The organism is Pseudomonas sp. RC3H12 (genome assembly GCF_018596375.1).
Taxonomy (GTDB): domain Bacteria; phylum Pseudomonadota; class Gammaproteobacteria; order Pseudomonadales; family Pseudomonadaceae; genus Aquipseudomonas.
Window position 1 is genome coordinate 3,990,107 of the sequence record NZ_CP075595.1, and the last position, 21,436, is coordinate 4,011,542.

The 21,436-nt window shown below is 63.8% G+C and carries 25 protein-coding genes and 4 tRNA genes; 10 read left to right on the forward strand and 19 right to left on the reverse strand.

The window, feature by feature from the left end; genetic code table 11:
• Positions 1-408: 408 nt before the first annotated feature.
• From KHO27_RS18085 to KHO27_RS18110, 6 genes are all read right to left on the reverse strand, one after another.
• A complete protein-coding gene (locus tag KHO27_RS18085) occupies positions 409-741 on the reverse strand; it encodes a hypothetical protein (protein WP_214500591.1) in 333 nt (110 codons plus the stop codon).
• A complete protein-coding gene (locus KHO27_RS18090) occupies positions 738-998 on the reverse strand; it encodes a helix-turn-helix transcriptional regulator (protein WP_192441622.1) in 261 nt (86 codons plus the stop codon). The genes KHO27_RS18085 and KHO27_RS18090 overlap by 4 nt, the downstream gene beginning before the upstream one ends.
• A 98-nt stretch (positions 999-1,096) precedes the next feature.
• The gene (locus tag KHO27_RS18095; RefSeq protein ID WP_214500592.1) at positions 1,097-1,852 is read right to left on the reverse strand and encodes a hypothetical protein; all 756 of its coding nucleotides are present in this window, start codon (positions 1,850-1,852) and stop codon (positions 1,097-1,099) included.
• Between the two features lie 271 nt (positions 1,853-2,123).
• On the reverse strand, positions 2,124-3,413 hold the full coding sequence (locus tag KHO27_RS18100; RefSeq protein WP_083567633.1) for a tyrosine-type recombinase/integrase: 1,290 nt from the start codon (positions 3,411-3,413) through the stop codon (positions 2,124-2,126).
• 161 nt (positions 3,414-3,574) lie between these two features.
• A tRNA-Thr gene (locus KHO27_RS18105) sits at positions 3,575-3,650 on the reverse strand.
• 58 nt (positions 3,651-3,708) lie between these two features.
• On the reverse strand, positions 3,709-4,119 hold the full coding sequence (locus KHO27_RS18110) for a pilin (protein WP_214500593.1): 411 nt from the start codon (positions 4,117-4,119) through the stop codon (positions 3,709-3,711).
• Positions 4,120-4,346: 227 nt separating this feature from the next.
• On the opposite strand from KHO27_RS18110, the gene KHO27_RS18115 reads away from it, so the two are divergent.
• Genes KHO27_RS18115 through yacG form a run of 4 tightly spaced genes read left to right on the forward strand, consistent with a single transcriptional unit; the run spans position 4,347 to position 7,244 of the window.
• Positions 4,347-5,555, forward strand: a complete 1,209-nt coding sequence (locus KHO27_RS18115; protein ID WP_214500594.1) for a type II secretion system F family protein — start codon at positions 4,347-4,349, stop codon at positions 5,553-5,555.
• Between the two features lie 2 nt (positions 5,556-5,557).
• Positions 5,558-6,424, forward strand: a complete 867-nt coding sequence (locus KHO27_RS18120; RefSeq protein WP_214500595.1) for a prepilin peptidase — start codon at positions 5,558-5,560, stop codon at positions 6,422-6,424.
• Entirely contained in the window at positions 6,424-7,047 is a 624-nt protein-coding gene (gene coaE / locus KHO27_RS18125) for a dephospho-CoA kinase (RefSeq protein WP_038706809.1), read from the forward strand. The genes KHO27_RS18120 and coaE overlap by 1 nt, the downstream gene beginning before the upstream one ends.
• Positions 7,044-7,244 (forward strand): DNA gyrase inhibitor YacG, encoded by a 201-nt coding sequence (gene yacG / locus KHO27_RS18130; RefSeq protein ID WP_046854173.1) that lies wholly within the window; start codon positions 7,044-7,046, stop codon positions 7,242-7,244. The genes coaE and yacG overlap by 4 nt, the downstream gene beginning before the upstream one ends.
• A gap of 159 nt (positions 7,245-7,403) precedes the next feature.
• Here yacG and KHO27_RS18135 read toward each other — a convergent pair whose 3' ends face one another.
• Complete coding sequence (locus KHO27_RS18135; protein WP_102682144.1) at positions 7,404-8,111, reverse strand: energy-coupling factor ABC transporter permease; 708 nt, start codon at positions 8,109-8,111, stop codon at positions 7,404-7,406.
• An 86-nt stretch (positions 8,112-8,197) separates the two neighbouring features.
• Between KHO27_RS18135 and KHO27_RS18140 the strand changes: the two genes are divergently transcribed.
• From KHO27_RS18140 to KHO27_RS18155, 4 genes are all read left to right on the forward strand, one after another.
• Complete coding sequence (locus KHO27_RS18140; RefSeq protein WP_214500596.1) at positions 8,198-8,629, forward strand: hypothetical protein; 432 nt, start codon at positions 8,198-8,200, stop codon at positions 8,627-8,629.
• 55 nt (positions 8,630-8,684) lie between these two features.
• Positions 8,685-9,314, forward strand: coding sequence for a DUF1780 domain-containing protein (locus KHO27_RS18145; protein ID WP_038706811.1), 630 nt, complete (start codon positions 8,685-8,687; stop codon positions 9,312-9,314).
• Positions 9,315-9,446: 132 nt separating this feature from the next.
• Entirely contained in the window at positions 9,447-9,620 is a 174-nt protein-coding gene (locus KHO27_RS18150; RefSeq protein WP_023631877.1) for a DUF3094 family protein, read from the forward strand.
• A gap of 84 nt (positions 9,621-9,704) precedes the next feature.
• Positions 9,705-11,000 (forward strand): NAD(P)/FAD-dependent oxidoreductase, encoded by a 1,296-nt coding sequence (locus tag KHO27_RS18155; protein ID WP_139668878.1) that lies wholly within the window; start codon positions 9,705-9,707, stop codon positions 10,998-11,000.
• A 39-nt stretch (positions 11,001-11,039) separates the two neighbouring features.
• Here KHO27_RS18155 and KHO27_RS18160 read toward each other — a convergent pair whose 3' ends face one another.
• The 7 genes from KHO27_RS18160 to rluD all read right to left on the reverse strand — a co-directional run bounded on the left by KHO27_RS18160 (position 11,040) and on the right by rluD (position 16,763).
• Complete coding sequence (locus KHO27_RS18160) at positions 11,040-11,576, reverse strand: dihydrofolate reductase family protein (protein WP_214500597.1); 537 nt, start codon at positions 11,574-11,576, stop codon at positions 11,040-11,042.
• Between the two features lie 103 nt (positions 11,577-11,679).
• A tRNA-Lys gene (locus KHO27_RS18165) sits at positions 11,680-11,755 on the reverse strand.
• A gap of 6 nt (positions 11,756-11,761) precedes the next feature.
• A tRNA-Pro gene (locus KHO27_RS18170) sits at positions 11,762-11,838 on the reverse strand.
• A gap of 4 nt (positions 11,839-11,842) precedes the next feature.
• A tRNA-Asn gene (locus KHO27_RS18175) sits at positions 11,843-11,918 on the reverse strand.
• 455 nt (positions 11,919-12,373) lie between these two features.
• A complete protein-coding gene (gene clpB, locus KHO27_RS18180) occupies positions 12,374-14,938 on the reverse strand; it encodes an ATP-dependent chaperone ClpB (protein WP_102682148.1) in 2,565 nt (854 codons plus the stop codon).
• 125 nt (positions 14,939-15,063) lie between these two features.
• Positions 15,064-15,804, reverse strand: a complete 741-nt coding sequence (pgeF, locus tag KHO27_RS18185) for a peptidoglycan editing factor PgeF (protein WP_110700058.1) — start codon at positions 15,802-15,804, stop codon at positions 15,064-15,066.
• Positions 15,801-16,763: a 23S rRNA pseudouridine(1911/1915/1917) synthase RluD gene (rluD, locus tag KHO27_RS18190; RefSeq protein ID WP_038706814.1), complete on the reverse strand. Its 963-nt coding sequence runs from the start codon at positions 16,761-16,763 to the stop codon at positions 15,801-15,803. Before rluD ends, pgeF begins: the two co-directional genes overlap by 4 nt.
• Before the next feature lie 149 nt (positions 16,764-16,912).
• Between rluD and KHO27_RS18195 the strand changes: the two genes are divergently transcribed.
• Both KHO27_RS18195 and KHO27_RS18200 read left to right on the forward strand, forming a co-directional pair.
• Positions 16,913-17,932 carry an outer membrane protein assembly factor BamD gene (locus KHO27_RS18195; protein ID WP_046854166.1) on the forward strand — a complete coding sequence of 340 codons (1,020 nt, stop codon included), beginning with the start codon at positions 16,913-16,915 and terminating at the stop codon, positions 17,930-17,932.
• Positions 17,933-18,026: 94 nt separating this feature from the next.
• Complete coding sequence (locus KHO27_RS18200; protein WP_023632576.1) at positions 18,027-18,257, forward strand: PP0621 family protein; 231 nt, start codon at positions 18,027-18,029, stop codon at positions 18,255-18,257.
• Positions 18,258-18,285: 28 nt separating this feature from the next.
• On the opposite strand, the gene thiO is transcribed toward KHO27_RS18200, so the two are convergent.
• Genes thiO through pilV form a run of 5 tightly spaced genes read right to left on the reverse strand, consistent with a single transcriptional unit; the run spans position 18,286 to position 21,295 of the window.
• Entirely contained in the window at positions 18,286-19,383 is a 1,098-nt protein-coding gene (gene thiO / locus KHO27_RS18205) for a glycine oxidase ThiO (RefSeq protein WP_110700060.1), read from the reverse strand.
• Positions 19,384-19,436: 53 nt separating this feature from the next.
• The gene (locus KHO27_RS18210; RefSeq protein WP_111532041.1) at positions 19,437-19,835 is read right to left on the reverse strand and encodes a type IV pilin protein; all 399 of its coding nucleotides are present in this window, start codon (positions 19,833-19,835) and stop codon (positions 19,437-19,439) included.
• 1 nt (position 19,836) lies between these two features.
• The gene (locus KHO27_RS18215) at positions 19,837-20,307 is read right to left on the reverse strand and encodes a hypothetical protein (protein WP_111532040.1); all 471 of its coding nucleotides are present in this window, start codon (positions 20,305-20,307) and stop codon (positions 19,837-19,839) included.
• Complete coding sequence (locus KHO27_RS18220) at positions 20,304-20,939, reverse strand: pilus assembly protein PilW (RefSeq protein WP_214500598.1); 636 nt, start codon at positions 20,937-20,939, stop codon at positions 20,304-20,306. Before KHO27_RS18220 ends, KHO27_RS18215 begins: the two co-directional genes overlap by 4 nt.
• Complete coding sequence (gene pilV / locus KHO27_RS18225) at positions 20,936-21,295, reverse strand: type IV pilus modification protein PilV (protein ID WP_110700069.1); 360 nt, start codon at positions 21,293-21,295, stop codon at positions 20,936-20,938. Before pilV ends, KHO27_RS18220 begins: the two co-directional genes overlap by 4 nt.
• Between the last annotated feature and the right edge of the window lie 141 nt (positions 21,296-21,436).

The window sequence follows — 21,436 nt, forward strand, 5'->3', positions numbered from 1 at the left end:
TGGAGGGCAGACGGATTGAGGACGTGCATGGGCGGAGCTCCTTGATTTGAGGAGCTGCCACTGATCGTCGCCAAACGATTTAGGGTGGCAGCTGTGCGCAGGTTGGCGAACCGGGAATCAAGGAACCCGGCAGACCCGAAGGTCTCCCACGCACAGCCGCCATAACACGGGAATGCGGGCACAAAAAAAGCGCCAGCATTCGTGATAGGGGCGCTTGTGCGCCTTGATTTCGTCGGGTCGCCAAACCCGGTCGCTGAATTTGCAGCGACCTGCCAAGAGTAACGTGTGAACCGACGAGGCGCAAGCTGAGAGGTGCGAGCAGGTTGCATGGGGCTGGGCCATGGCATAGAGTAGGCGGGCAAAGTGAATATCCTCAGACGCCCTCGGTTGCAGCCGGGGGCGTTCTCGTTAGTGGGCGGCGGCCGGGCGGCGCTCAAGCTTGAGCCAGGTGAGATTGCGGCCTTGCCGCGCCTTCTCATACATCTGCCCTAGTGCATCGGGATTGGCGAGCACGTTGGGAACCAACTGCGCCGCATCTCGAATCATCACGTCGCCAGGCGTCTCGATAGCCAGTAGCCCCCAATCGAGAGTCGGCCAAATCAGCAGTAGAACGTGCGCCCCTTTGGCCAGCGCTTCGTCGCGCAGTTTTTGCAAGCGCGCCAACCGCCCATGTGTTGGAGCCTTTTGACCCAGTTCGTCGATTGCATCGAGCGCTGCGTGAGGGAGGAAAATGGGCGTCATGCGGCCACCTTGTCACGCGCAGCGATGCGAGCGCGTGTCCAGGCCTGAACTTCAGAAAGAACCCAAGCCACGGGAGCGCCGCGGGCGGTGCTGTCAGTGAGTTTCACAGGCTGAGGGAAGGTGCTTTCAGGTTGACTCATCAGCTTGTAGATCGTTGGGCGTGCAAGCCCCACGAGCTCTACAACTTCTTTCATTCGAATGAGCCTGGCCGACTGGTCAATTGCAGAGCCGCCCAGCGGTGCGGGTTGGAGTGTCATAGCTGTATCCCTGTATTGGTTTTACAGGGCGCAGACTATGGACAAGCTACTTAGTCGCGAACGTTCACTTTACTTTTTTGGTGGTGAACTGGATTAGCTTACATCAACCAGGGAATGCGCTTGAGGACTTCACCCATTTGAACTTTCGATAACGCCGCCCCTGTTTCGCGCTCCTGCCAGGCACGTAGTTTGCTGTTCAGATTGTGCCTAGCTGTCCCCGCACGGACGAGCTCCAGAGCCTTTCCCTCTATGGCTCGATCACGGCTGGCGAGCTCCCTACGCCGAGCAATACCACTCAACACACCGTCGATTTTGCTGTCTGCATGCTTCGACGCTGCGCTGGCCAACTCACCTATCTCGCAGCATGCTGCGTTTGCCTCAGGATCTAGCCAAGCACTAGCGCCAGGCACGTAGTCCTCAATGCAGCAAAGGTGCATCTGGTAGTACTCAAGCGCAGGTATTTCTTGACCTTGAGCAATCAGGTGCTCGGCCAGGCCGCATAAGGCATGGACAGCATTTGCCAGTGCGAAAGCAGCAATAACTTGTACGTCTTCCGCTGTTTCGAGGCCGGTGTAGCTGCGGAACTGAGCTACAAGCTGCCTGGCCCCATAGTGAGAAATCATCTGATAGATCGCATCATTGTATTGCAAGGCAGCGTTGCTCAGCTCTGCGCCGATTTCCTCCGGGAGCCAGTGGCGGCAGCGCTCCATGATGTTCAGTACGGCATCAACCTCTGAAGCGTAACCATTGAAGATTGGAAGGCGCTTTAAATGCTCCCTGATGGTGCTGGATTCGGTCCGGGTCGGATGGATGGCCAGCCCATCAATGGACAACGAGTCAGGCTGCATCAACATTCCCCCACGCCCCGGCAGTTTGCGCCGAGCCCGCGATTTGCACCGACCTGAGAGAGCATGCGCATAGGCCAGCAGGCGGGCGAGGGGCTTTTCGCGTTACACGGGACGGCGAGGTTACACCGGGTATACGAAAATATTTTGGTCGGTGTTACGTGCCTAATCCCCAATGATTTCAGCGTCTTGGCCTGATCCGTTACACGGGTTACACCTGGTACACCGGCTTCTGATAGGACAAGCATTGTCATACCCTCCACCATCATCTCAGTCTGTTTCATGGATGGAGGGACCTTCCATGGGCAAAATCATAGGGAGTAATTGCATCCCTGCGATTAGCATCCAGATAATCGGCCCACCACTGCACCATAAGTCTCCGCTCTTGTAGGTGCTCAGCCTTGTGGATGTAGGCGGCACGCACCGTGTTTCTCTCCTGGTGGCTCATTTGCCGTTCGACAGCGTCCTTACTCCACAGCCCAGACTCAACCAGTGCGGAACAGGCCATTGTCCGAAAACCATGGCCGCATACCTCTGCTTTGGTGTCATACCCCATTCGCCGCAGCGCTTTGTTCACGGTGTTCTCGCTCATGGGTTTCCAATGATTGTGGTCACCCGCAAACACCAGGTCGAAACGACCAGTGAGGTTACGAACTTTCTCCAGCACCTCTACAGCCTGTCGGCTGAGCGGCACCAAGTGTGGCGTGCTCATCTTGGAGCCTCGATGGGAGTTCTTCACACCCTCAATAGCCACCCTTTCGCCAGGGATTTCCCACATCAGCCTCCCCATGTCTATCTCTCCCCAGCGAGCGAAGCGGAGCTCGCTGGAGCGGATGAACACTAACATCGTCAGCTGCACGGCGAGCTTGGTCAGGCCGCGCCCGCTGTCGGCATCTATGCGCTGGAGAAGCTCAGGTAAGCGCTCGAATGGCAAAGCAGGCCGGTGCGCTGTTTTGCGGGTAGCCGTGGCGCCTTGCAGATCTATCGCAGGATTGAAATCCAGATGGCCATGCTGAACCGCCATGCGGAGGATGCCCGTCATGTACTGGCGTAGGCGTGCTGCCGTATCCAAGGTATCCCGCTTTTCCGCCGCTTTCAGCGGAACTAGCAGATCCCGTGTTTTGAGCTCCGCGACCGGACGATCACCGAGAGTGGGCAACAGGTGGGATTCAATGCGCCGCCACACGGTGGAGGCATGACCAGGTGTCCACTTACGAGCGCAGGCCGCGTGCCATTCCTGAGCGAGCAAACGGAAGGTATTCGCCCGGGCGTTAGCCGCCTCCTGTTTGTCCAAGCGCGCCTGCTCGATGGGGTCTTTCCCAGCAGCAAGGAGCTCAAGCGCCTGAGCGCGTCGTTCCCTGGCCGCCTTCAAGCCGAGCGCCGGATAGTTGCCAAACGTAGCTAAACCATCACGGCCATCAGGTTTGGTGTACTTCATACGCCAGGTCTTGACCCCTGACGGCTTCACCAGCAGATAAAGGCCTTTACCATCGAACAGCTTGTAATCCTTCTCCCGAGGCTTGGCCGCATCACATTTGGGATCGGTGAGAGGCACCACTGTGCGCGCCATAGGGATACGTTTCCTTGTCGAACCGATATATCCCTAACCATATCCCTAAATCGCGTAGATGCCCAGAGACAAAACGAGATAGGCAGAAACAAAAAAGCCCGCGCTAGGCGGGCTTTTCTGGGTGTTTCGTAGACAGTCATAGACTTCTGGAAACTGGTCTCTGGTGCCGGAGACAGGAATCGAACCTGCGACCTTCGCGTTACGAGTGCGCTGCTCTACCGACTGAGCTACACCGGCGTGTTGCGCAACGTACCACTGCCGTGTCGGTTACGCAAACCCCTGTTTCACCTCACTTTCATTGCACCGTGCAGCCATTGGGCGCGAGGTCTTCCTCTACCGTGGTCACGCAGCTCCAGCCTGCCTGGGTACGGGCCAGGGTCACGGTCTTGCCCAGCACATTGGCCGGTGCGTCGGCCAGGGTGCAGGCGATGCTGGCGGTGCCGTCGGCGGCCTTGCCGCTGGCGGTGATCGCGCAATGGGCGGTGGCGGGCTGGCCGCCGAGGCTGGCGACGTCGGGCACGTCCTTGCCGTTGTTCAGGCGTACGTCCATCGGCGTCTTCAGCGCGGAGATTTCCAGCAACGCGGCGGTAGCCTTGGCGTGGGCCTGGTGGTTGGTGTACATGGGGATGGCGATGGTCGCCAGGATGCCAATGATCGCGACGACGATCATCAGTTCGATCAGGGTGATACCTCGTTGCCCTTTCATGAACGGTCTTCCTTCGTGATACGTGGAGGCGCGGCGGGCGCTTTGCTGCGTGGCGCGCCCCGGCCGGCAGGCGCGCAGTAGGCCTGAACCGACACCTTTTGTCACCCCTGCGCGGCGGGGCGTCATCTTCGCTGGACTACTCTAGTGAGCCACAGGGAAAAGCGCCCGGCAGCAGGCCGGGCAAGCTGTTACCGGGCTTTTCGCCCCCGTGAAAAAGGACTCTCGCCATGCCTCCTTCCACCCGTCTGTACGCCTGGGAAGGCGTCGATGCCAGCGGCGCGCCGCAACAGGGCCAGCACACTGGGCGCAGCCCGGCGTTCGTGCAGGCGTGGTTGCGCCAGCAGGGGATTCGCGCGACGCGGGTGCGGCTGGCGGGTGGGCTGCGCTGGCGCTGGCCGCAACGGGCGGGCAAGGCGGATGCGCCGGGGTTCAGCCGGCAGCTGGCGACCTTGCTCACGGCGGGGGTGCCGCTGTTACAGGCGTTCGAGGTGATGGCGCGCAGCACGGTGAACAGCGCCATGGCGGCGCTGCTGGCGCGGTTGCAACAGGATGTGGCGGCGGGGTTGGGCTTGGCGGATGCCTTGCAGCGCCATCCGGGGTGGTTCGATGCGCTGTACTGCAACCTGATGCGGGTGGGCGAGCAGTCGGGCACGCTGGACCGGCAGCTGGAGCAGATGGCGACCATGCTGGAGAAGCGCCAGGCGCTGCGGCAGAAGGTGCGCAAGGCGATGCTGTATCCGGCGCTGTTGCTGCTGACGGGGCTGGGGGTGGCGGCGTTGTTGCTGTTGGAGGTGGTGCCGCGGTTCCAGGGGTTGTTCGCCAGTTTCGACAAGGCGCTGCCGGCATTTACCCAGTGGGTGATCGATTTATCCACAGGGCTGGGCAATCACGTCGGGTGGTTGGTGCTGTTGATAACTGCACTGGGGTTTGGCGTGCGGGCGATGTATCGGCGGCATCTGCCGGCGCGCCTGTGGATATTGCGCGGGGTGTTGCGGGTGCCGGTGGTGGGCACCTTGCTCGGGCAGGCGGCGTTGGCGCGCTTTGCCCGTAGCCTGGCGACCTCCTATGCCGCCGGGGTGGCGTTGCTGGATGCGCTGGCCACGGTGGCGCCGGTGAGTGGCAACAGCCTGCACGAGCGGGCGATCCTCAAGTTGCGCCAGGACGTGGCCGGCGGCATGGGGCTGCAGCAGGCGATGGAGGCGGATACGCTGTTCCCGCCGCTATTGCGCCAGCTGGTGGCGGTGGGCGAAGCCAGCGGTACCCTCGACCGGATGCTGGACAAAGCCGCGCTGCATTACGAAGAACAGGTGAGCCAGGCGCTGGAGCAGTTGACCACGCTGCTGGAGCCGGCCATCGTGCTGATCCTCGGGCTGCTGGTGGGGGGCCTCGTCGTGGCGATGTATTTGCCGATCTTCCAGTTGGGTAGCCTGATCTGAACATGAATGCCTGGACCGTAATCGTCGATCATCCGCCGTTTTTCTACGCTCTGGCCGCCGTGCTGGGGTTGCTGGTGGGCAGTTTTCTCAATGTGCTGGCGTACCGGCTGCCGATCATGCTCGAGCGCCAGTGGCAGCGAGAGGCGCAGGAGGTGCTGGGGCTGCCGCAGGCCGAGCACGAGCGCTTCGACCTGTGCCTGCCGGCTTCGCGTTGCCCGCACTGCCAGCGCCAGATTCGCGCGTGGGAAAACATTCCTGTGCTGAGTTACCTGGCCTTGCGTGGGCGTTGCTCGGGGTGCAAGGCACGGATCAGTGCGCGTTATCCACTCGTGGAGCTGGCCACCGCGCTGCTGTCGCTGTTGGTCGCTTGGCATTTCGGGCCAGGCGTGGAGGCGCTGGCAGTGATGCTGCTGACCTGGGGATTGATCGCCTTGAGCCTGATCGATGCCGAGCACCAGTTGCTGCCGGATGTGCTGGTGCTGCCGCTGTTGTGGCTGGGATTGATCGGCAACGCCTTCGGGCTGCTGGTGCCGCTGAGCGATGCGCTGTGGGGCGCGGTGGCGGGTTACCTGAGTTTGTGGTCGGTGTACTGGGTCTTCAAGCTGATCACCGGCAAGGAGGGCATGGGCTTTGGCGACTTCAAGCTGCTGGCCATGCTCGGTGCCTGGGGCGGCTGGCAGATCCTGCCGCTGACCTTGATGCTGGCGTCCTTGGTGGGGGCGCTGATCGGGCTGACCCTGGTGCGTTTCAAGCGCACGCAAATGGGCGCGGCATTGCCTTTCGGGCCTTATCTGGCCATTGCGGGGTGGATCGCATTGCTCTGGGGTGATGAAATAGTCGCCTCATACCTGCAACTGCTTGGAACCTGATGAGCACAGCGCCCTTCACACCCTGGATTCTTGGCCTCACTGGCGGCATCGGCAGCGGTAAGAGCGCCGCCGCCGAACGTTTCGTCGAACTGGGCGTGCACCTGGTCGATGCCGACCAGGCCGCGCGCTGGGTCGTCGAGCCGGGGCGCCCTGCCCTGGCCAGCATCGTCGAGCGCTTTGGCGCCGGCGTGCTGCAGGCGGACGGCCAGCTCGACCGTGGCGCCCTGCGCCAGCTGATCTTCGCCGACCCGAGCCAACGGCAATGGTTGGAACAACTGCTGCACCCGCTGATCGGCCAGGAGATCTTCAGCTACCTGGCCAAGGCCGAGACGCCCTATGCGGTGTACGTTTCGCCGCTGTTGATCGAGTCGGGGCAGCACCAGAAGACCCAGCGCATCCTGGTGATCGACGCACCGACCGAGTTGCAGGTGCAACGCACCTTGGCCCGCGACAACACCAGCGCGGAACAGGTGCAGGCGATTCTCAAGGCCCAGCTGGCCCGGGAAGAACGCCTGCGCCATGCCGATGACGTGGTGGTCAACGATCGTGACCTGCAATCGCTGCACGACGAAATCGACCGCCTGCACCACTTTTACCTGACTTTACGAGGAGGCCAGCCATGAGCCAGCCGATGACCGTTGATTGCCCGACCTGCGGGGCGCCCGTGGAATGGGGCGAGCAGAGCCCGTTCCGGCCGTTCTGCTCGGACCGCTGCAAGTTGATCGACCTGGGCGCCTGGGCGGCCGAGGAGCACAAGATCGCCGGGGCGGAGGAGTCCGAGGATGAGCTGTATTCGGGGGATCTGGAGCCGCGGCACTAAACGGATCGCGCAGCCTTGACAACAGCTGCTGCTTGAATCCTGGGGCCGCGTTGCGGCCCATCGCTGGCAAGCCAGCTACCACAGGGACGGCGCTTGGCTTTAGGTTTACGCGGTCGGTGTGGGAGCCGGCTTGCCGGCGAGAGGCCACTCGATAACGCTTTAGCGCTCTTCATCCTTCCACGGCGCCTGCAAATAGCGGCTGCGGTTGAAGGTCTCCAGCCACTCCGGGCAGAACACCACCAGCGCACTGATCACCGTGCCGTTGATAAATGCCTCGGGGAACATCATCAGCCATAGGTAGCCAACAAAGTCGCTGAGCCATTCCGGCATGGCGAAACGCTCGTCCATCCACAGCACCCCCAACCCCGCCGCCAGGCACAGCAACACCGTCAACGCCGCCGGGAAAAACCCGCAACAGAAGATATAAACGAACAGGTTACGCGGCTGGGCGCGCTCGACCAGGATCGCGCACACCTCGGTGACCAGCACCGGCAGGCCGACGATCAGCAGGCCATTGACGCCGATGGCGGCGAGGTCCTGGCGGCCCATCAGCAACAGGCCAAGCTGGGCGAGAAAGCCGCCGAGCACGGCCAATGGCCAGTCCAGCAGCAGGGTGACGGCGGTCATGCCGATGAAGTGGTACGACACCCCGGTATCAAAGTCGCGGCGCACCAGCCAGAGTATGAACAGGCAGAACACCGTGCCGAACAGCAGGTGCTGGCGGCGGGTGTCAGTGAACAGCTCGACCCAGCGGGTGCGGCTGGCGGCCCAGATCAGCAGGGGCACGTAACCTATCCAGCCAAGGGTAAGGCTGGTGCTGGACAAGACTTGTGCGCTGATCACCTGAACAATATCCCTGTCGGCCATGTGGACAAGCCTGAGTTTACACCCATTCTCCCTTTCAGCCGGTTGCTATAGGCTGGCACCTCATTTCGATGCAGGACGCGTCCGCCATGCCTGAAGGACTTAACCTGCCGCTGCTGCTCGGTGCGGCGTTCAGCGCCATCGCCGGCGTGCTGCACCTGGCGGTGATCGCCGTTGGTCCGCGCTGGTACCGCTTGTTCGGCGCCGGCGAGCGCATGGCCAGGGCGGCGGAGCAAGGGCGCGCCTACCCGGCCCTGGTCACCGCAGCGATCGCGACGGTGCTGCTCGTCTGGTCGGCCTATGCCTTGTCGGCGGCCGGGCTGATCCGCCCATTACCCTTGCTGTTGCCGATGATCTGCCTGATCACCCTGGTGTACCTGGCGCGCGGCCTGCTGGGGCCGCTGGTGCTGGCCGGCACCGGGCGCAGCCGGCGGTTTATCGCGGTCAGTTCGGCCATTTGTTTGGGCGGCGGGCTGTTGCATCTGCTGGGGGTGGTGCAGCAATGGCTGGTGCTGGGCTGATTCCTACGCACAAACAGCATCTTACCGTCATCAATTAGCGACTAAGCTTGTCCCCATGGATGACTCAGACTACCTGCGCCTGCTTACCATCCAGGCCGAGCAAGCCAATGCGTTCCTGTCCAATGCCCGCAAATGGGAGCGCGAGCGTTGGGTTTGCCAGCGCCTGCTGCAAGGGCTGAACATCCCCTACCGCAGCGAGGACTTCACCCCGGCCGGGCAAGAGCCGCCGGACGTACTGTTCCGCGACGCGGCGTTCGAGGTGTTCTTCGTGCTCGACGAGGGCCGCCGGCTCAACGATGAATGGCGCGAGGAGCTGCAACGGCGGCGCAGCGCCTTCTCCCTGGCCCAGCTGGTGCGCCGCGAGCAGCGGCCCCGGCGCATCAGCGCCCAGGAGCTGCTGGCGCGCCTGGCGCCGACCCTGCGCAAGAAGTCGCACAACTACCGCGAGCGCGGGCTGGACCTGAGCGAGCTGGACATCATCGCCTTCGCCAGCCTCAAGCGCGAGGTGCTCGACCTCAATAGCCATTTCCCGCCGCCCACCGAGTACCTGCGCCAGGGCTGGCGGTCGCTGTCGCTGGTGGGGCCGACCTTCGCCCGGGTGCTGTTCGCCCACCCGGACGCGCCGGATTTCCTGCGCGGCAACCTGGGGCGCAGCATCGTGTTCGACGTAGGCATCAGTCTTTGATCCAGTGCCGGGTGTCTTTGCGATCACGTACACTCGGCGCCAGGGATAGAAAGCATTATCATTCGACCCATGCGTTTGCGTGAGCGCTGTGGCGTGCACGCAGTCACGAACGTCTATCTGACGAGGCCCACCATGACCAGCCGCCTGAATCCTGAAGATCAGCGTCGCGTCGATGAGTATCTGAGCGCCCCCCAGCATCAAGTCGAGCGCCGGCCCTTCCGGCCGTGGCTGCTCCTGCTGCTGGTGGTGGCCGTGACCATCGGTCTGGGCCTGTTGAGCCGCCTGCTGAGTGGACTGGTGCTATGAGCTGCCTCGCGCTCGCCCGCCTCTCATGCCGGATGCGGCCGGACCTTGTGTCCACGAATTCCGTAAAACTTGTGAGATATCCCCATGACTCATCGCATCGTGATTGTCGGCGGCGGCGCCGGCGGCCTGGAACTGGCGACCCGCCTGGGTAAAAGCCTGGGCAAGCGCAAACAGGCCGAGATCACCCTGGTTGATGCCAACCTGACGCACATCTGGAAGCCACTGCTGCACGAAGTGGCGGCCGGCTCGCTGAACTCCTCGGAAGACGAACTGAACTACGTGGCCCAGGCCAAGTGGAACCACTTCAACTTCCAGATGGGGCGCATGAGCGGCCTGGACCGCGAAAGCAAACTGATCCAGCTGGCCGCGACCCTCGACGACGAGGGCCGTGAGCTGCTGCCTGCGCGCACCATCGGCTACGACACCCTGGTGATCGCCGTGGGCAGCAATACCAACGATTTCGGCACCCTGGGCGCGGCGCAGCACTGCCTGTTCCTCGACAGCCGCAAGCAGGCCGAGCGCTTCCACCAGCAACTGCTCAACCACTACCTGCGCGCCCACGCGGGTGATGTGGCCAGCGAGCAGATCAGCGTGGCCATCGTCGGTGCCGGCGCCACCGGCGTGGAGCTGGCGGCCGAGCTGCACAACGCCGCCCACGAGCTGGCAGCCTATGGCCTGGACAAGATCCAGCCGAAAGACATGCACATCACCCTCATCGAAGCGGGCCCACGGGTGTTGCCGGCGCTGCCGGAGCGCATCAGCGTGCCGGTGCACAAGACCCTGGAAAAACTCGGGGTGACGGTGATGACCAACGCCGCGGTCAGCGAAGTGACCGCCGATGGCCTGAAGACCGCCTCGGGCGAAGTCATCCAGGCCAGCCTCAAGGTCTGGGCGGCAGGCATTCGCGCGCCGGGCTTCCTCAAGGACATTGACGGCCTGGAGACCAACCGCATCAACCAGCTGGTGGTGCGCCCGACACTGCAGACCACCCTGGACGACAACATCTTCGCCTTCGGCGACTGCGCCGCCTGCCCGCAGCCGGGCACCGACCGCAACGTGCCGCCACGGGCCCAGGCCGCGCACCAGCAGGCCTCGCTGCTGGCCAAGAGCCTCAAGCTGCGCCTGGAGAACAAACCGCTGCCGACCTACGAGTACAAGGACTACGGCTCGCTGGTATCGCTGTCGCGCTTCTCGGCGGTGGGTAACTTGATGGGTAACCTGATGGGCAGCGTGAAGCTGGAGGGCTGGTTGGCGCGAATGTTCTATGTGTCGCTGTACCGGATGCACCAGATGGCGCTGTACGGGACCTTCCGCACCTTGATGCTGATGCTGGGCAGTAAGATTGGCCGGGGCACTGAGCCGCGCCTGAAGCTGCACTGAGGCGTCAAGATCCTGGGGCTGCTGTGCAGCCCCAGTGATTCAACGGACCACGCGATACGTGCTCTGTACAAACCCGCTCTCATAACTGGTCGTTCTCATGTGCTGCAACAGCACATCCTTCGCCAACTCGCCGAACAACGGTATCCCCTGCCCCAGCAGCACGGGGATGCGGGTGATGGTCAGTTCATCCACCAGCCCCTCGCGCAAGAACCCTTGAATCAGCTTGCCGCCATCCAGGTAGAGGCTCTTTGCGCCCGTGGCCTGCAGGTGCTCGAGCAACGCCGGGATCGGCCCCGGATGCAGCTCGACGCGCCCTGACACACCCCTGGGCAGTGCCTCGAGCGTACTGCTGACCACCACCACTCGCGTATCAGGGTACGGCCACTCACCAAAGGTCATGACCTTGTCGAAGGTGCCGCGCCCCATTACCAACGTATCGACGCCCGCCATGAAACCGGCATAGCCATGGTCGTCGCTGGACTGAGTCGCCCCCATCAACCAATCGAGGCCGCCGTCCTCGCGGGCGATAAAGCCATCCAGGCTGGAGGCAATGAAAACACTGGCTTTGAGTGGCATGCGCGGGCGCTCCTGCGGGCGAAGGCCACAGGGTAGCAAAGGGCGGGGATATAAATCGCGGACAAAAGAAAAAGGGCATCTCATTCGAGATGCCCTTTTTACATGGTGGGTCGTGTAGGATTCGAACCTACGACCAATTGGTTAAAAGCCAACTGCTCTACCAACTGAGCTAACGACCCGGAAAATGGTCGGGGTGAGGGGATTCGAACTCCTGACATCCTGCTCCCAAAGCAGGCGCGCTACCGGACTGCGCTACACCCCGAGATTGGCTCCGCGACCTGGACTCGAACCAGGGACCCAATGATTAACAGTCATTTGCTCTACCGACTGAGCTATCGCGGAACTGAACTTCGGTACATCTTTACTGCTTCGAAGCTTGTGTTAGCTTCGATCTCTTTGGCTATCCGCTTTCGCGTTGTCGCTGCTGAGGCCGGCTATTCTACATTCTTCGTTTTGCTTGTCAACCACTTTTTTTCGTTCAACTTACTGATTTGTAAGTTGTTTTCAGATCGTCGGTGTTGCTGGCGATCTGCTCAGTGCCTGACAGCGGGGCGAATATTAGGGGCACTCTGATTTTTGTGCAAGCACTTTTTTCAAAATTTTCAGCAAGTTAGCTGGGAAGCCGGAAAATCAGGGGTTTGCGCTGCCTGCACTGGCCTTATCGCGGGGCAAGCCCGCTCCCACGCATTGGGTATCTTCTGGCGCAGATCGGCGTGGGAGCGGGCTTGCCCCGCGATAAGGCCGGACAGCACACATAAAAAAGCCCCGCTGACGCGGGGCTCTTCGTTTACTGCGGGTCAGGCGAAGACGATCTCGTCGCCCTCCACCTTCGCGGTGATCGCCGCACCCGGCAGGAACTCGCCCGCCAGGATCAACTGCGCCAGCGGGTTCTCGATCCAGCGCTGGATCGCACGCTTCAATGGCCGTGCGCCGTACACCGGGTCGTAACCGACGGCAATCAGCTTGTCCAACGCCTCCGGGCTCAGGCTCAGCGACAGCTCGCGCTCGGCCAGGCGACCACGCAGGCGGCCAAGCTGGATCTCGGTGATACCGGCGATCTGCTCGCGGCCCAGCGGTTCGAACACCACCACTTCGTCGATGCGGTTGATGAACTCCGGGCGGAAGTGCGCGCCCACCGCATCCATCACCGCCGCACGCTGTGCCTCGCGGTCCCCGGCCAGTTCCTGGATCTGCGCCGAGCCCAGGTTGGAGGTCATCACGATCACGGTGTTGCGGAAGTCCACGGTACGGCCGTGGCTGTCGGTCAGGCGACCATCTTCCAGCACCTGCAGCAGCACGTTGAACACATCCGGGTGGGCTTTCTCCACCTCGTCGAGCAGCACCACCGAGTACGGCTTGCGGCGCACGGCCTCGGTCAGGTAACCGCCCTCTTCATAGCCCACGTACCCTGGCGGGGCACCGATCAGACGCGCCACGGAGTGTTTCTCCATGAACTCGGACATGTCGATGCGCACCATGGCCTCTTCGGTGTCGAAGAGGAACTCGGCCAGCGCCTTGCACAGTTCGGTCTTGCCCACCCCGGTGGGCCCAAGGAACAGGAACGAACCACTCGGGCGGTTGGGGTCGGACAGCCCGGCGCGGGAACGGCGCACGGCGTTGGCCACAGCGGTCACCGCCTCGTCCTGGCCGATCACCCGTTCGTGCAGCAGGCTTTCCATCTTCAGCAGTTTCTCGCGCTCGCCTTCGAGCATCTTCGCCACCGGGATGCCGGTCCACTTGGACACCACTTCGGCAATCTCTTCCTCGGTGACCTTGTTGCGCAGCAGCTGGTTGTCGGTCTTGCCGTGCTGGTCGACCATCTGCAGGCTGCGCTCCAGGTCCGGGATCACCCCGTACTGCAGCTCGGCCATGCGGCTGAGGTCGCCCTTGCGGCGGGCGGCTTCCAGTTCCTGGCGGGCCTGCTCGATCTTCTGCTGGATCTGCGCCGAACCTTGCACCTCGGCCTTTTCCGAGGCCCAGATTTCTTCGAGGTCGGAATACTCGCGCTCCAGACGCTCGATTTCCTCGGTCAGTTTTTCCAGGCGTTTCTTCGCCGCTTCGTCTTCTTCCTTCTTCAGCGCCTGGGATTCCACCTTCAGCTGGATCAGGCGACGGTCGAGGCGGTCGAGCACCTCCGGCTTGGAGTCGATCTCCATGCGGATGCGGCTGGCGGCTTCGTCGATCAGGTCGATGGCCTTGTCCGGCAGCTGGCGGTCGGTGATGTAGCGGTGGCTGAGCTTGGCCGCGGCAATGATCGCGCCGTCGGTGATGGCCACCTTGTGGTGCACTTCATAGCGTTCTTTCAGGCCGCGCAGGATGGCGATGGTGTCTTCCTCGCTCGGCTCTTCGACCAGCACCTTCTGGAAGCGGCGCTCGAGGGCTGCGTCCTTCTCGATGAACTGGCGGTACTCGTTGAGCGTGGTGGCGCCTACGCAGTGCAGTTCGCCACGGGCCAGGGCCGGCTTGAGCATGTTACCGGCGTCCATGGCGCCCTCGCCTTTACCAGCCCCGACCATGGTGTGCAGCTCGTCGATGAACAGGATGATCTGGCCTTCCTGCTTGCTCAGTTCGTTGAGCAGGCCTTTGAGGCGCTCTTCGAACTCGCCGCGGTACTTGGCGCCGGCGATCAGCGCGCCCATGTCCAGCGCCAGCAGGCGCTTGCCCTTGAGGCCATCGGGCACTTCGCCGTTGATGATGCGCTGGGCCAGGCCTTCGGCGATGGCGGTCTTGCCCACACCGGGCTCACCGATCAACACCGGGTTGTTCTTGGTACGGCGTTGCAGCACCTGGATGGTGCGGCGGATCTCGTCGTCACGGCCGATTACCGGGTCGAGCTTGCCTTCCTCGGCGCGCTTGGTCAGGTCGACGGTGTACTTGTCCAGGGCCTGGCGCGATTCCTCGGCGTTGGCGTCGTTCACTGCCGCGCCGCCGCGCAGGTTGTTGATGGCGTTTTCCAGGGCCTTCTTGCTCACGCCCTGGCCGAGCAGCAACTTGCCGACCTTGCTGTTCTCGTCCATGGCGGCGAGCAGCACCAGCTCGCTGGAGATGAACTGGTCACCCTTCTGCTGGGCCAGGCGGTCCGCCTGGTTGAGCAGGCGCGCCAGGTCCTGGGACATGTTCACGTCGCCGGTGGGGTTCTGGATTTTCGGCAGTTGGTCAAGCTCTTTGGTCAGCGCCTTGCGCAGGCTGTTGACGTCGAAGCCGACCTGCATCAGCAGCGGCTTGATCGAGCCGCCCTGCTGGTCGATCAGCGCCTGCAGCAGGTGCAGGGGCTCGATGGCCGGGTGGTCCATGCCCACGGCCAGGGATTGGGAATCGGATAACGCGAGTTGCAGCTTGCTGGTCAGTCGGTCTATTCGCATGGGGGATACCTTCCTTTAAAGGGCAGGCGGAGCGATGGACAGCACCTGTAATGATGAACCTGCCTGAGATGACCAATAGATAAGGGTGATTCTGGAAGATTCAAGCGTAGCGGGGTTGACGGAGGTCAGCGTGGCTGCAACCAGATCAGCGAAGCGAAGCGCCCACCCTGCGGGGTACGGCGGTAGGAGAAGAAACGCGGGTCGCTGACGGTACAGAAGCCGCCACCATAAACGGCAGTCACCCCACGCGCAGCCAGGCGAATCCGCGCCAGCTGGTAGATATCGGCCATCAGCTTGCCCGGCCGCTCGCCGTCAACGAACGCCACGGCTGCCTCGGGATGCACAGCGGTAAAGGCATCGCGCACCTCCATGCCCACCTCGAACGCCTGCGGTCCGATGGCCGGGCCCAGCCACACCAGCACCTCTTCAGGTGGCAGGGCCAGGCGATCGAGGGTGGCTTCCAGCACGCCACCGGCCAACCCGCGCCAGCCGGCATGGGCGGCGGCCACGCGGGTGCCGGCGCGGTCGCAGAACAGCGCGGGCAGGCAATCGGCGGTCATCACGGTGCAGGCGATGCCTGGCTGGTCGCTCCAGCTGGCATCGGCCTCGGCGACCACGGCAGGGTCGGCATCGGCCACCACCAGCCCGTGTACCTGCTTGAGCCAGGCGGGCTGGATGGCGAATTCGTCGCTCAGGCGACGACGGTTCTCGGCAACCGCAGCGGGGTCATCGCCCACATGATCGCCAAGATTGAAGGATTCATAGGGCGGCAGGCTGACGCCGCCCTCGCGGGTGGTGACACAGGCGCGTACCGAGGCCGGGGCCGGCCAGTCGGGAATGATCAGCGCCTGCGTCAGGCCACTCATCCGATAAAGCTCTCGCGGTCGTCGTTGAGCAGCGACAGCAGCCAGAGGAAGTCGTCCGGCAGCGGCGAGGCCCATTCCATGCGCTCACCGGTGGTCGGGTGATCCAGGGCCAGGAAGCGGGCGTGCAGGGCCTGGCGCGGGAAGTTCTTCACCGCCTCGACCATGGCCACGCTGGCGGCCGGCGGAATGCGGAAGCGCACGCCGTAGGTCTGGTCGCCGACCAGCGGATAGCCCACATGCGCCATGTGCACACGGATCTGGTGGGTACGGCCGGTCTCCAGCTTGACCCGCACATGGGTGTGCGAGCGGAAGCGCTTGAGCACGCGGTAGTGGCTGACGGCTGGCTTGCCGCCATCGGTGACCGCCATGCGCTGGCGCTCGCCGCCGTGGCGGCCGATCGGGGCGTCGATCTTGCCGCCGGCGATCACCACGCCGACTACGATGCACTCGTAGATGCGGCTGACCGAGCGCTTCTGCAGCTGGTCGACCAGGTTGGTCTGCGCCTGCAGGGTCTTGGCCACCACCATCAGGCCCGTGGTGTCCTTGTCCAGGCGGTGCACGATACCGGCGCGCGGTACGTTGATGATGTCCGGCACATGGTGCAGCAGGGCATTGAGCAGGGTGCCGTCGGGGTGCCCCGCCGCCGGGTGGACGACCAGCCCGGCCGGCTTGTTGATCACCAGGATCTGGTCATCTTCATAGACGATGTCCAGCTCGATGTCCTGAGCCACCCATTCGCCCTGGGCCTCCTGCTCGGCCTCGAGGGCCAGGATGGAGCCGGTGTGGACGGTGTCGCGCGGCCGCAGCACCGCGCCATCGACGGTCAGGCGGCCATCTTTGATCCACGAGGACAGGCGCGAACGCGAGTACTCGGCGAACAATTGGGCGGCGACCTGGTCGAGGCGTTGGCCGCCCAGTTCGGACGGGACCTCTGCGCTAAGTTGAATGATCTCGGACATGCTCGAATCGACGGGCGTTCAGCCTTTGGTTTCGGCTGCGCGCTTGTGGTTAAATACGGCTTCTTTTGCCCCGGGGTTTGGCCGGGGGCGCTCATCATAACAGGACGGCACCGCCCAAGACAGCGGCCGTCAAAGGGACGCAAGCCGCCATGCAAGTGAAACACCTGCTGCTGATCGCCATCCTCGGGCTCACCGCTGCCTGTTCCTCGAACAAGGAAGTCATTGACGAGAACCTCAGCGAGGCCGAGCTGTACCAGCAGGCGCAGGCCGACCTGGACAACTCCAGCTATACCAGCGCCGTGAACAAGCTCAAGGCCCTGGAGTCGCGCTACCCGTTCGGCCGCTACGCCGACCAGGCCCAGCTCGAGCTGATCTACGCCAACTACAAGAACTCCGAGCCCGAGGCCGCCAAGTCCGCCGCCGAGCGCTTCATCCGCCTGCACCCGCAGCACCCGAACGTCGACTACGCCTACTACCTCAAGGGCCTGACCTCGTTCGACCAGGACCGCGGCCTGCTGGCGCGCTTCCTGCCGCTGGACATGACCAAGCGTGACCCGGGCGCCGCCCGCGACTCGTACAACGAATTCGCCCAGCTGACCAGCCGCTTCCCCAACAGCCGCTATGCCCCGGACGCCAAGCAGCGCATGATCTACCTGCGCAACCTGCTGGCCTCCTACGAAATCCACGTGGCCAACTACTACCTGAGCCGCGAGGCTTATGTGGCCGCCGCCAACCGTGGCCGCTATGTGGTGGAGAACTTCCAGGAAACCCCGTCGGTGGGTGACGGCCTGGCGGTGATGGTCGAGTCGTACCAGCGCATGCACCTGGACGAACTGGCCGCCACCAGCCTCGAGACCCTCAAGCTCAACTACCCGGACCACCCGAGCCTGGTCGATGGCCAGTTCGTCACCAAGGTCGACGAAAACGGCAACCGCTCGTGGCTGTCCAAGGCCACCCTGGGCCTGATCGAGACCAAAACCCCGCTGCCGCCGGGCGAGACCCGCGCCAACCAGGACGTGGTCAAGCAGTTCCAGGACGCCCGCTCCGAGATGCCCGAGGAGCTGCTGCCCAAGGACGAGAACGGCGACCCGATCCTGCCGGAAGGTCCGAAGGAAGCCGAGAAGGACCGCAGCTGGTTCAGCTACATGACCTTCGGTCTGTTCGACTGATACATCGCATGCGAAGAAAGGGAGGCCCGAGGCCTCCCTTTTTTATTGGCCGCGTCCTAGACTGTCGCCTTCTTCATTCGACAAGCTGGACACCATGGTTCGCCTACTTTTCTGGATCGCCCTGATCGCCGCCGCGTTCTGGCTGTGGCGCAAGTTCAAGACCAGTCAGCAATCGCCTGCCGAACCGCGCCTGCAGGACCCGCTGCAGATGGTGCGTTGCGCCCATTGCGGCGTGCACCTGCCCAATGACCGGGCGTTGCAGTTGGGCAAGGAGTGGTATTGCAGCCAGCAACATCTGGAGCAAGGGCCGGGGCAACAGCGCTAAGCAAGGCGGCAGGGCGGGCACGACGAACTTACCCCAGCCGCCCTTTAGGCGCATACGGCGCCGGATCGATGATCGGCGCACGCCCCAGCAGCAGGTCGCTGAACAGTTGGCACGACGCCGGCGCCAGCACCAGCCCGTTGCGGTAATGCCCGCAGTTCAGCCATAGCCCCTCATGCCCCGGCACCGCGCCAATGTAAGGGATGCCTTCCGGCGACCCAGGGCGCAGGCCAGCCCAGTGCCCCACCACCTCGGCATCTGCCAGCGCCGGCAGCAGCTCCACCGCAGAAGCCTTCAGACTCTCAAGTGCATCCGCGGTCGGGGTCTTGTCGTAACCGGCATGCTCCAGGGTGCTGCCGACCAGGATATGCCCGTCGCGACGCGGGATCGCGTAGCGGCCCTTGGCCAGGACCATGCTCGGCAGAAAGTCCTCGGCGCACTTGAACAGGATCATCTGCCCTTTCACCGGCTCCACCGGCAGGCTCAGGCCCAAAGTCTGCAGCAGATCGCCGCTCCAGGCACCGGCACTGAGCACCACCTCGTCGGCAGCCAGCACACCCTGCTCGGTACGTACCCCGGCGACACGCCCGCCTTCATGGACAAAACCGCTGATCTGGCAATGCTCGCGCAGGGTCACGTTGGGCAGCGCCAGCAGCGCCGCCTTGAGCGACTTCACCAGCCGCGGGTTGCGCACGTTGGCCACGCCCGCCATGTACACGGCGCGGCGGTAGCCCGCACCCAGCACGGGCACCGCGTCATAAGCAGCCGAGATATCCACGGCGCTGAGCGGCCGTTGCTCACGCGCCGCCCAGGCCAGCGCCTCGGCTTCGTCGTCCAGGTCCAGCCAGTACAGCCCGGTGGTGTGGACCTCCGGGTCGATGCCGGTGCTGGCGAACAGACGCTCGCCCAGCTGTGGATAAAAATCCTGCGACCAATGCGCCAGCGCCGTCACCGCCGGGCTATAACGCCAGGGGTACAACGGCGAGACGATGCCGCCACCGGCCCAGGACGACTCACGCCCTACTTCGCCCTGGTCGCACACCACCACCCGGTCGACATCCGCCGCCAGGTTCAACGCCGTCAGCAGGCCGATGACGCCACCGCCGACAATCACTACTTGCTTGCTCATCGTTCGATCCAACACCTGAAGTAATTCCACGGTGCGCGGGCACCTTTTGATCTTCAGCTTCCCCAGCATGTCTGCTCGTCTTCGCTGCCGCCTGGGTTGTCACGCACGCCAGCGTGATCGAGGCGGAAGTCGCCACAGCGGTCGCCTGCCATGAACGTCTCCGTCACACGGCGGGCAAGCAAAGTGAAAGCGTCTTCGTCGCGCTGAGCCTGCAGGCGGTAGTAGCGGCTGCCAGCCGACAACACCGTGACGAGTTGCTCGGTGTCGGCGTAGCCGCCGACATACGCGCGATGCTGTTCCAGGCGCAACGCCGCTTCCTGCAGCAGCCCGACCACCTCGCCGCGCGCGGCACGCCGTAGCTGGTCGCTGTAACTGGGGTAGGCAATGGCTGCCAGCATGCCGATCAGCGCCACGACAATCAATAATTCGATCAGACCAAGGCCCCGTTGCATGTCAGCCCTCCTCCAGGCGCTGCCGCCAGCTGATGCGTCCGATACTGCCCTGCCCGTCCACGGCATAGACCGCTTCCAGGAATTGTCGGCCACGCACCTGGCGGCTCAGCGCCGTGATCCGTACCAGGTCGACCCGCTCGTCCTGTGGCAGGCCGACAGCACGGAGTGTTTGCCCCAGGTGCTGGAGCAGCACGTAGCCACTGTCGGTGGTTCGCCACGGCGCGACAGGCGATGCCCTCGGCAGCTCAGGCGGCAGGCAGTCAAGACACAACGCAGGCAACCCGCCTTGCAGCAACGCGGCCCCTTCCACCAGGCTGGCTTCGGCCTGTTCGAAGGCCTGCGCCCTGCGCCATTGTTCGCCGACCTGCCGCGCCTGCAGCAAGGCCTCGCGCATGCCCAGCGCGGTCAGCAGGCCAAGCAGCAGGCTGAGGCTCAGGGCCAGCAAGAGCACCACGCCACGCTGGCGAATCATGCGCCAGCCCCAGGATTGCGCACGGCCACGCTCAGGAAATGGCGCTGCTCCAGCCGGTGATCACGGTCCTGCATGAGCAACTCGATGTCGACGCGACCGTCGCCCTGACGCACCCGCAGGGCCCGGACATTATCGACCAGGCTGGCGTGCTGGGCGTTGCTGGTGAACAACAGGCTGCCATTGCGCACCCGGTAGGTAACCCGGCGCACCGGCAAGGCCAGCTGGGCATCGCCAGGTACATGCTGCCCACGCTGGACCCGCGCCCAACTGCGACAGTCGGTAAGCACGGTCCAGTCCGGCGCGCCGAGCAATCCCGGCAGCTCGGCGCCTACCAGCGTGAGGCTGTCAGCGTTGACCTCGATCGGCCTGGCGAACGCTAGCGCAGCCTGCGGATCGGCGAAGTCCGCCGCCTCAAGGCGCAGGCAGCCGAACATGCCCGCCATGCGGATATCCTCGGCCAGGCGCTGCAGGACCAGGCGCGCATCGTCCTGCAGCCTCGCCACCGCGCCTTGCAGCCGCCAGGCCTGATAGGCCTGGCCGAACAACTGGCCCGCCGCCACCAGCAACAATGACCCCAGGGCCACGGCCAGCAACACCTCGACCAGCCCGGCGCCCGCTTGCCCGCGTTTCATGGCAGTACCTTGCCCTGCAACTGCAAGGCCGGGCGGCCCTCTGCCTGGGCCGGCCAGTTCACCTGCAGCTCCAACATGCCGGCGTGGCGCCTGATCCGCCCCTGTGCCGAGGCGCCAAGCACCTGGGTGACCCGCGAGCGCCAGGCACTCTCCTCCCCCGCTTCGAGCGTGCCGCTGGCCCTCACCCGCTCGAGCATGCCCTGAGCCAGTTGCAACGCCTGACCGTCGCGCCGGGCGCTCTCGGCCGCCTGCATGCCACGCACCTGCATGGCCGCTGCGGCGAACACCCCAAGCGCCAGCACCGTCATCGCCAGCAGCACCTCCAGCAGCGTCATCCCGCCGTCCTTCGCTCGCATCGTCGCCCTCCTGGGATCTTTCCTCGCCGTCTGCCCGAACCGGCTGACTGGCGCCTCGCGTGGCCAGGCCGGAAGCTACAGCGAAGCACTTCCAGGGAGGAATGCACGGTGAAGCAACAAGGCGTAACACTGCTACAAATG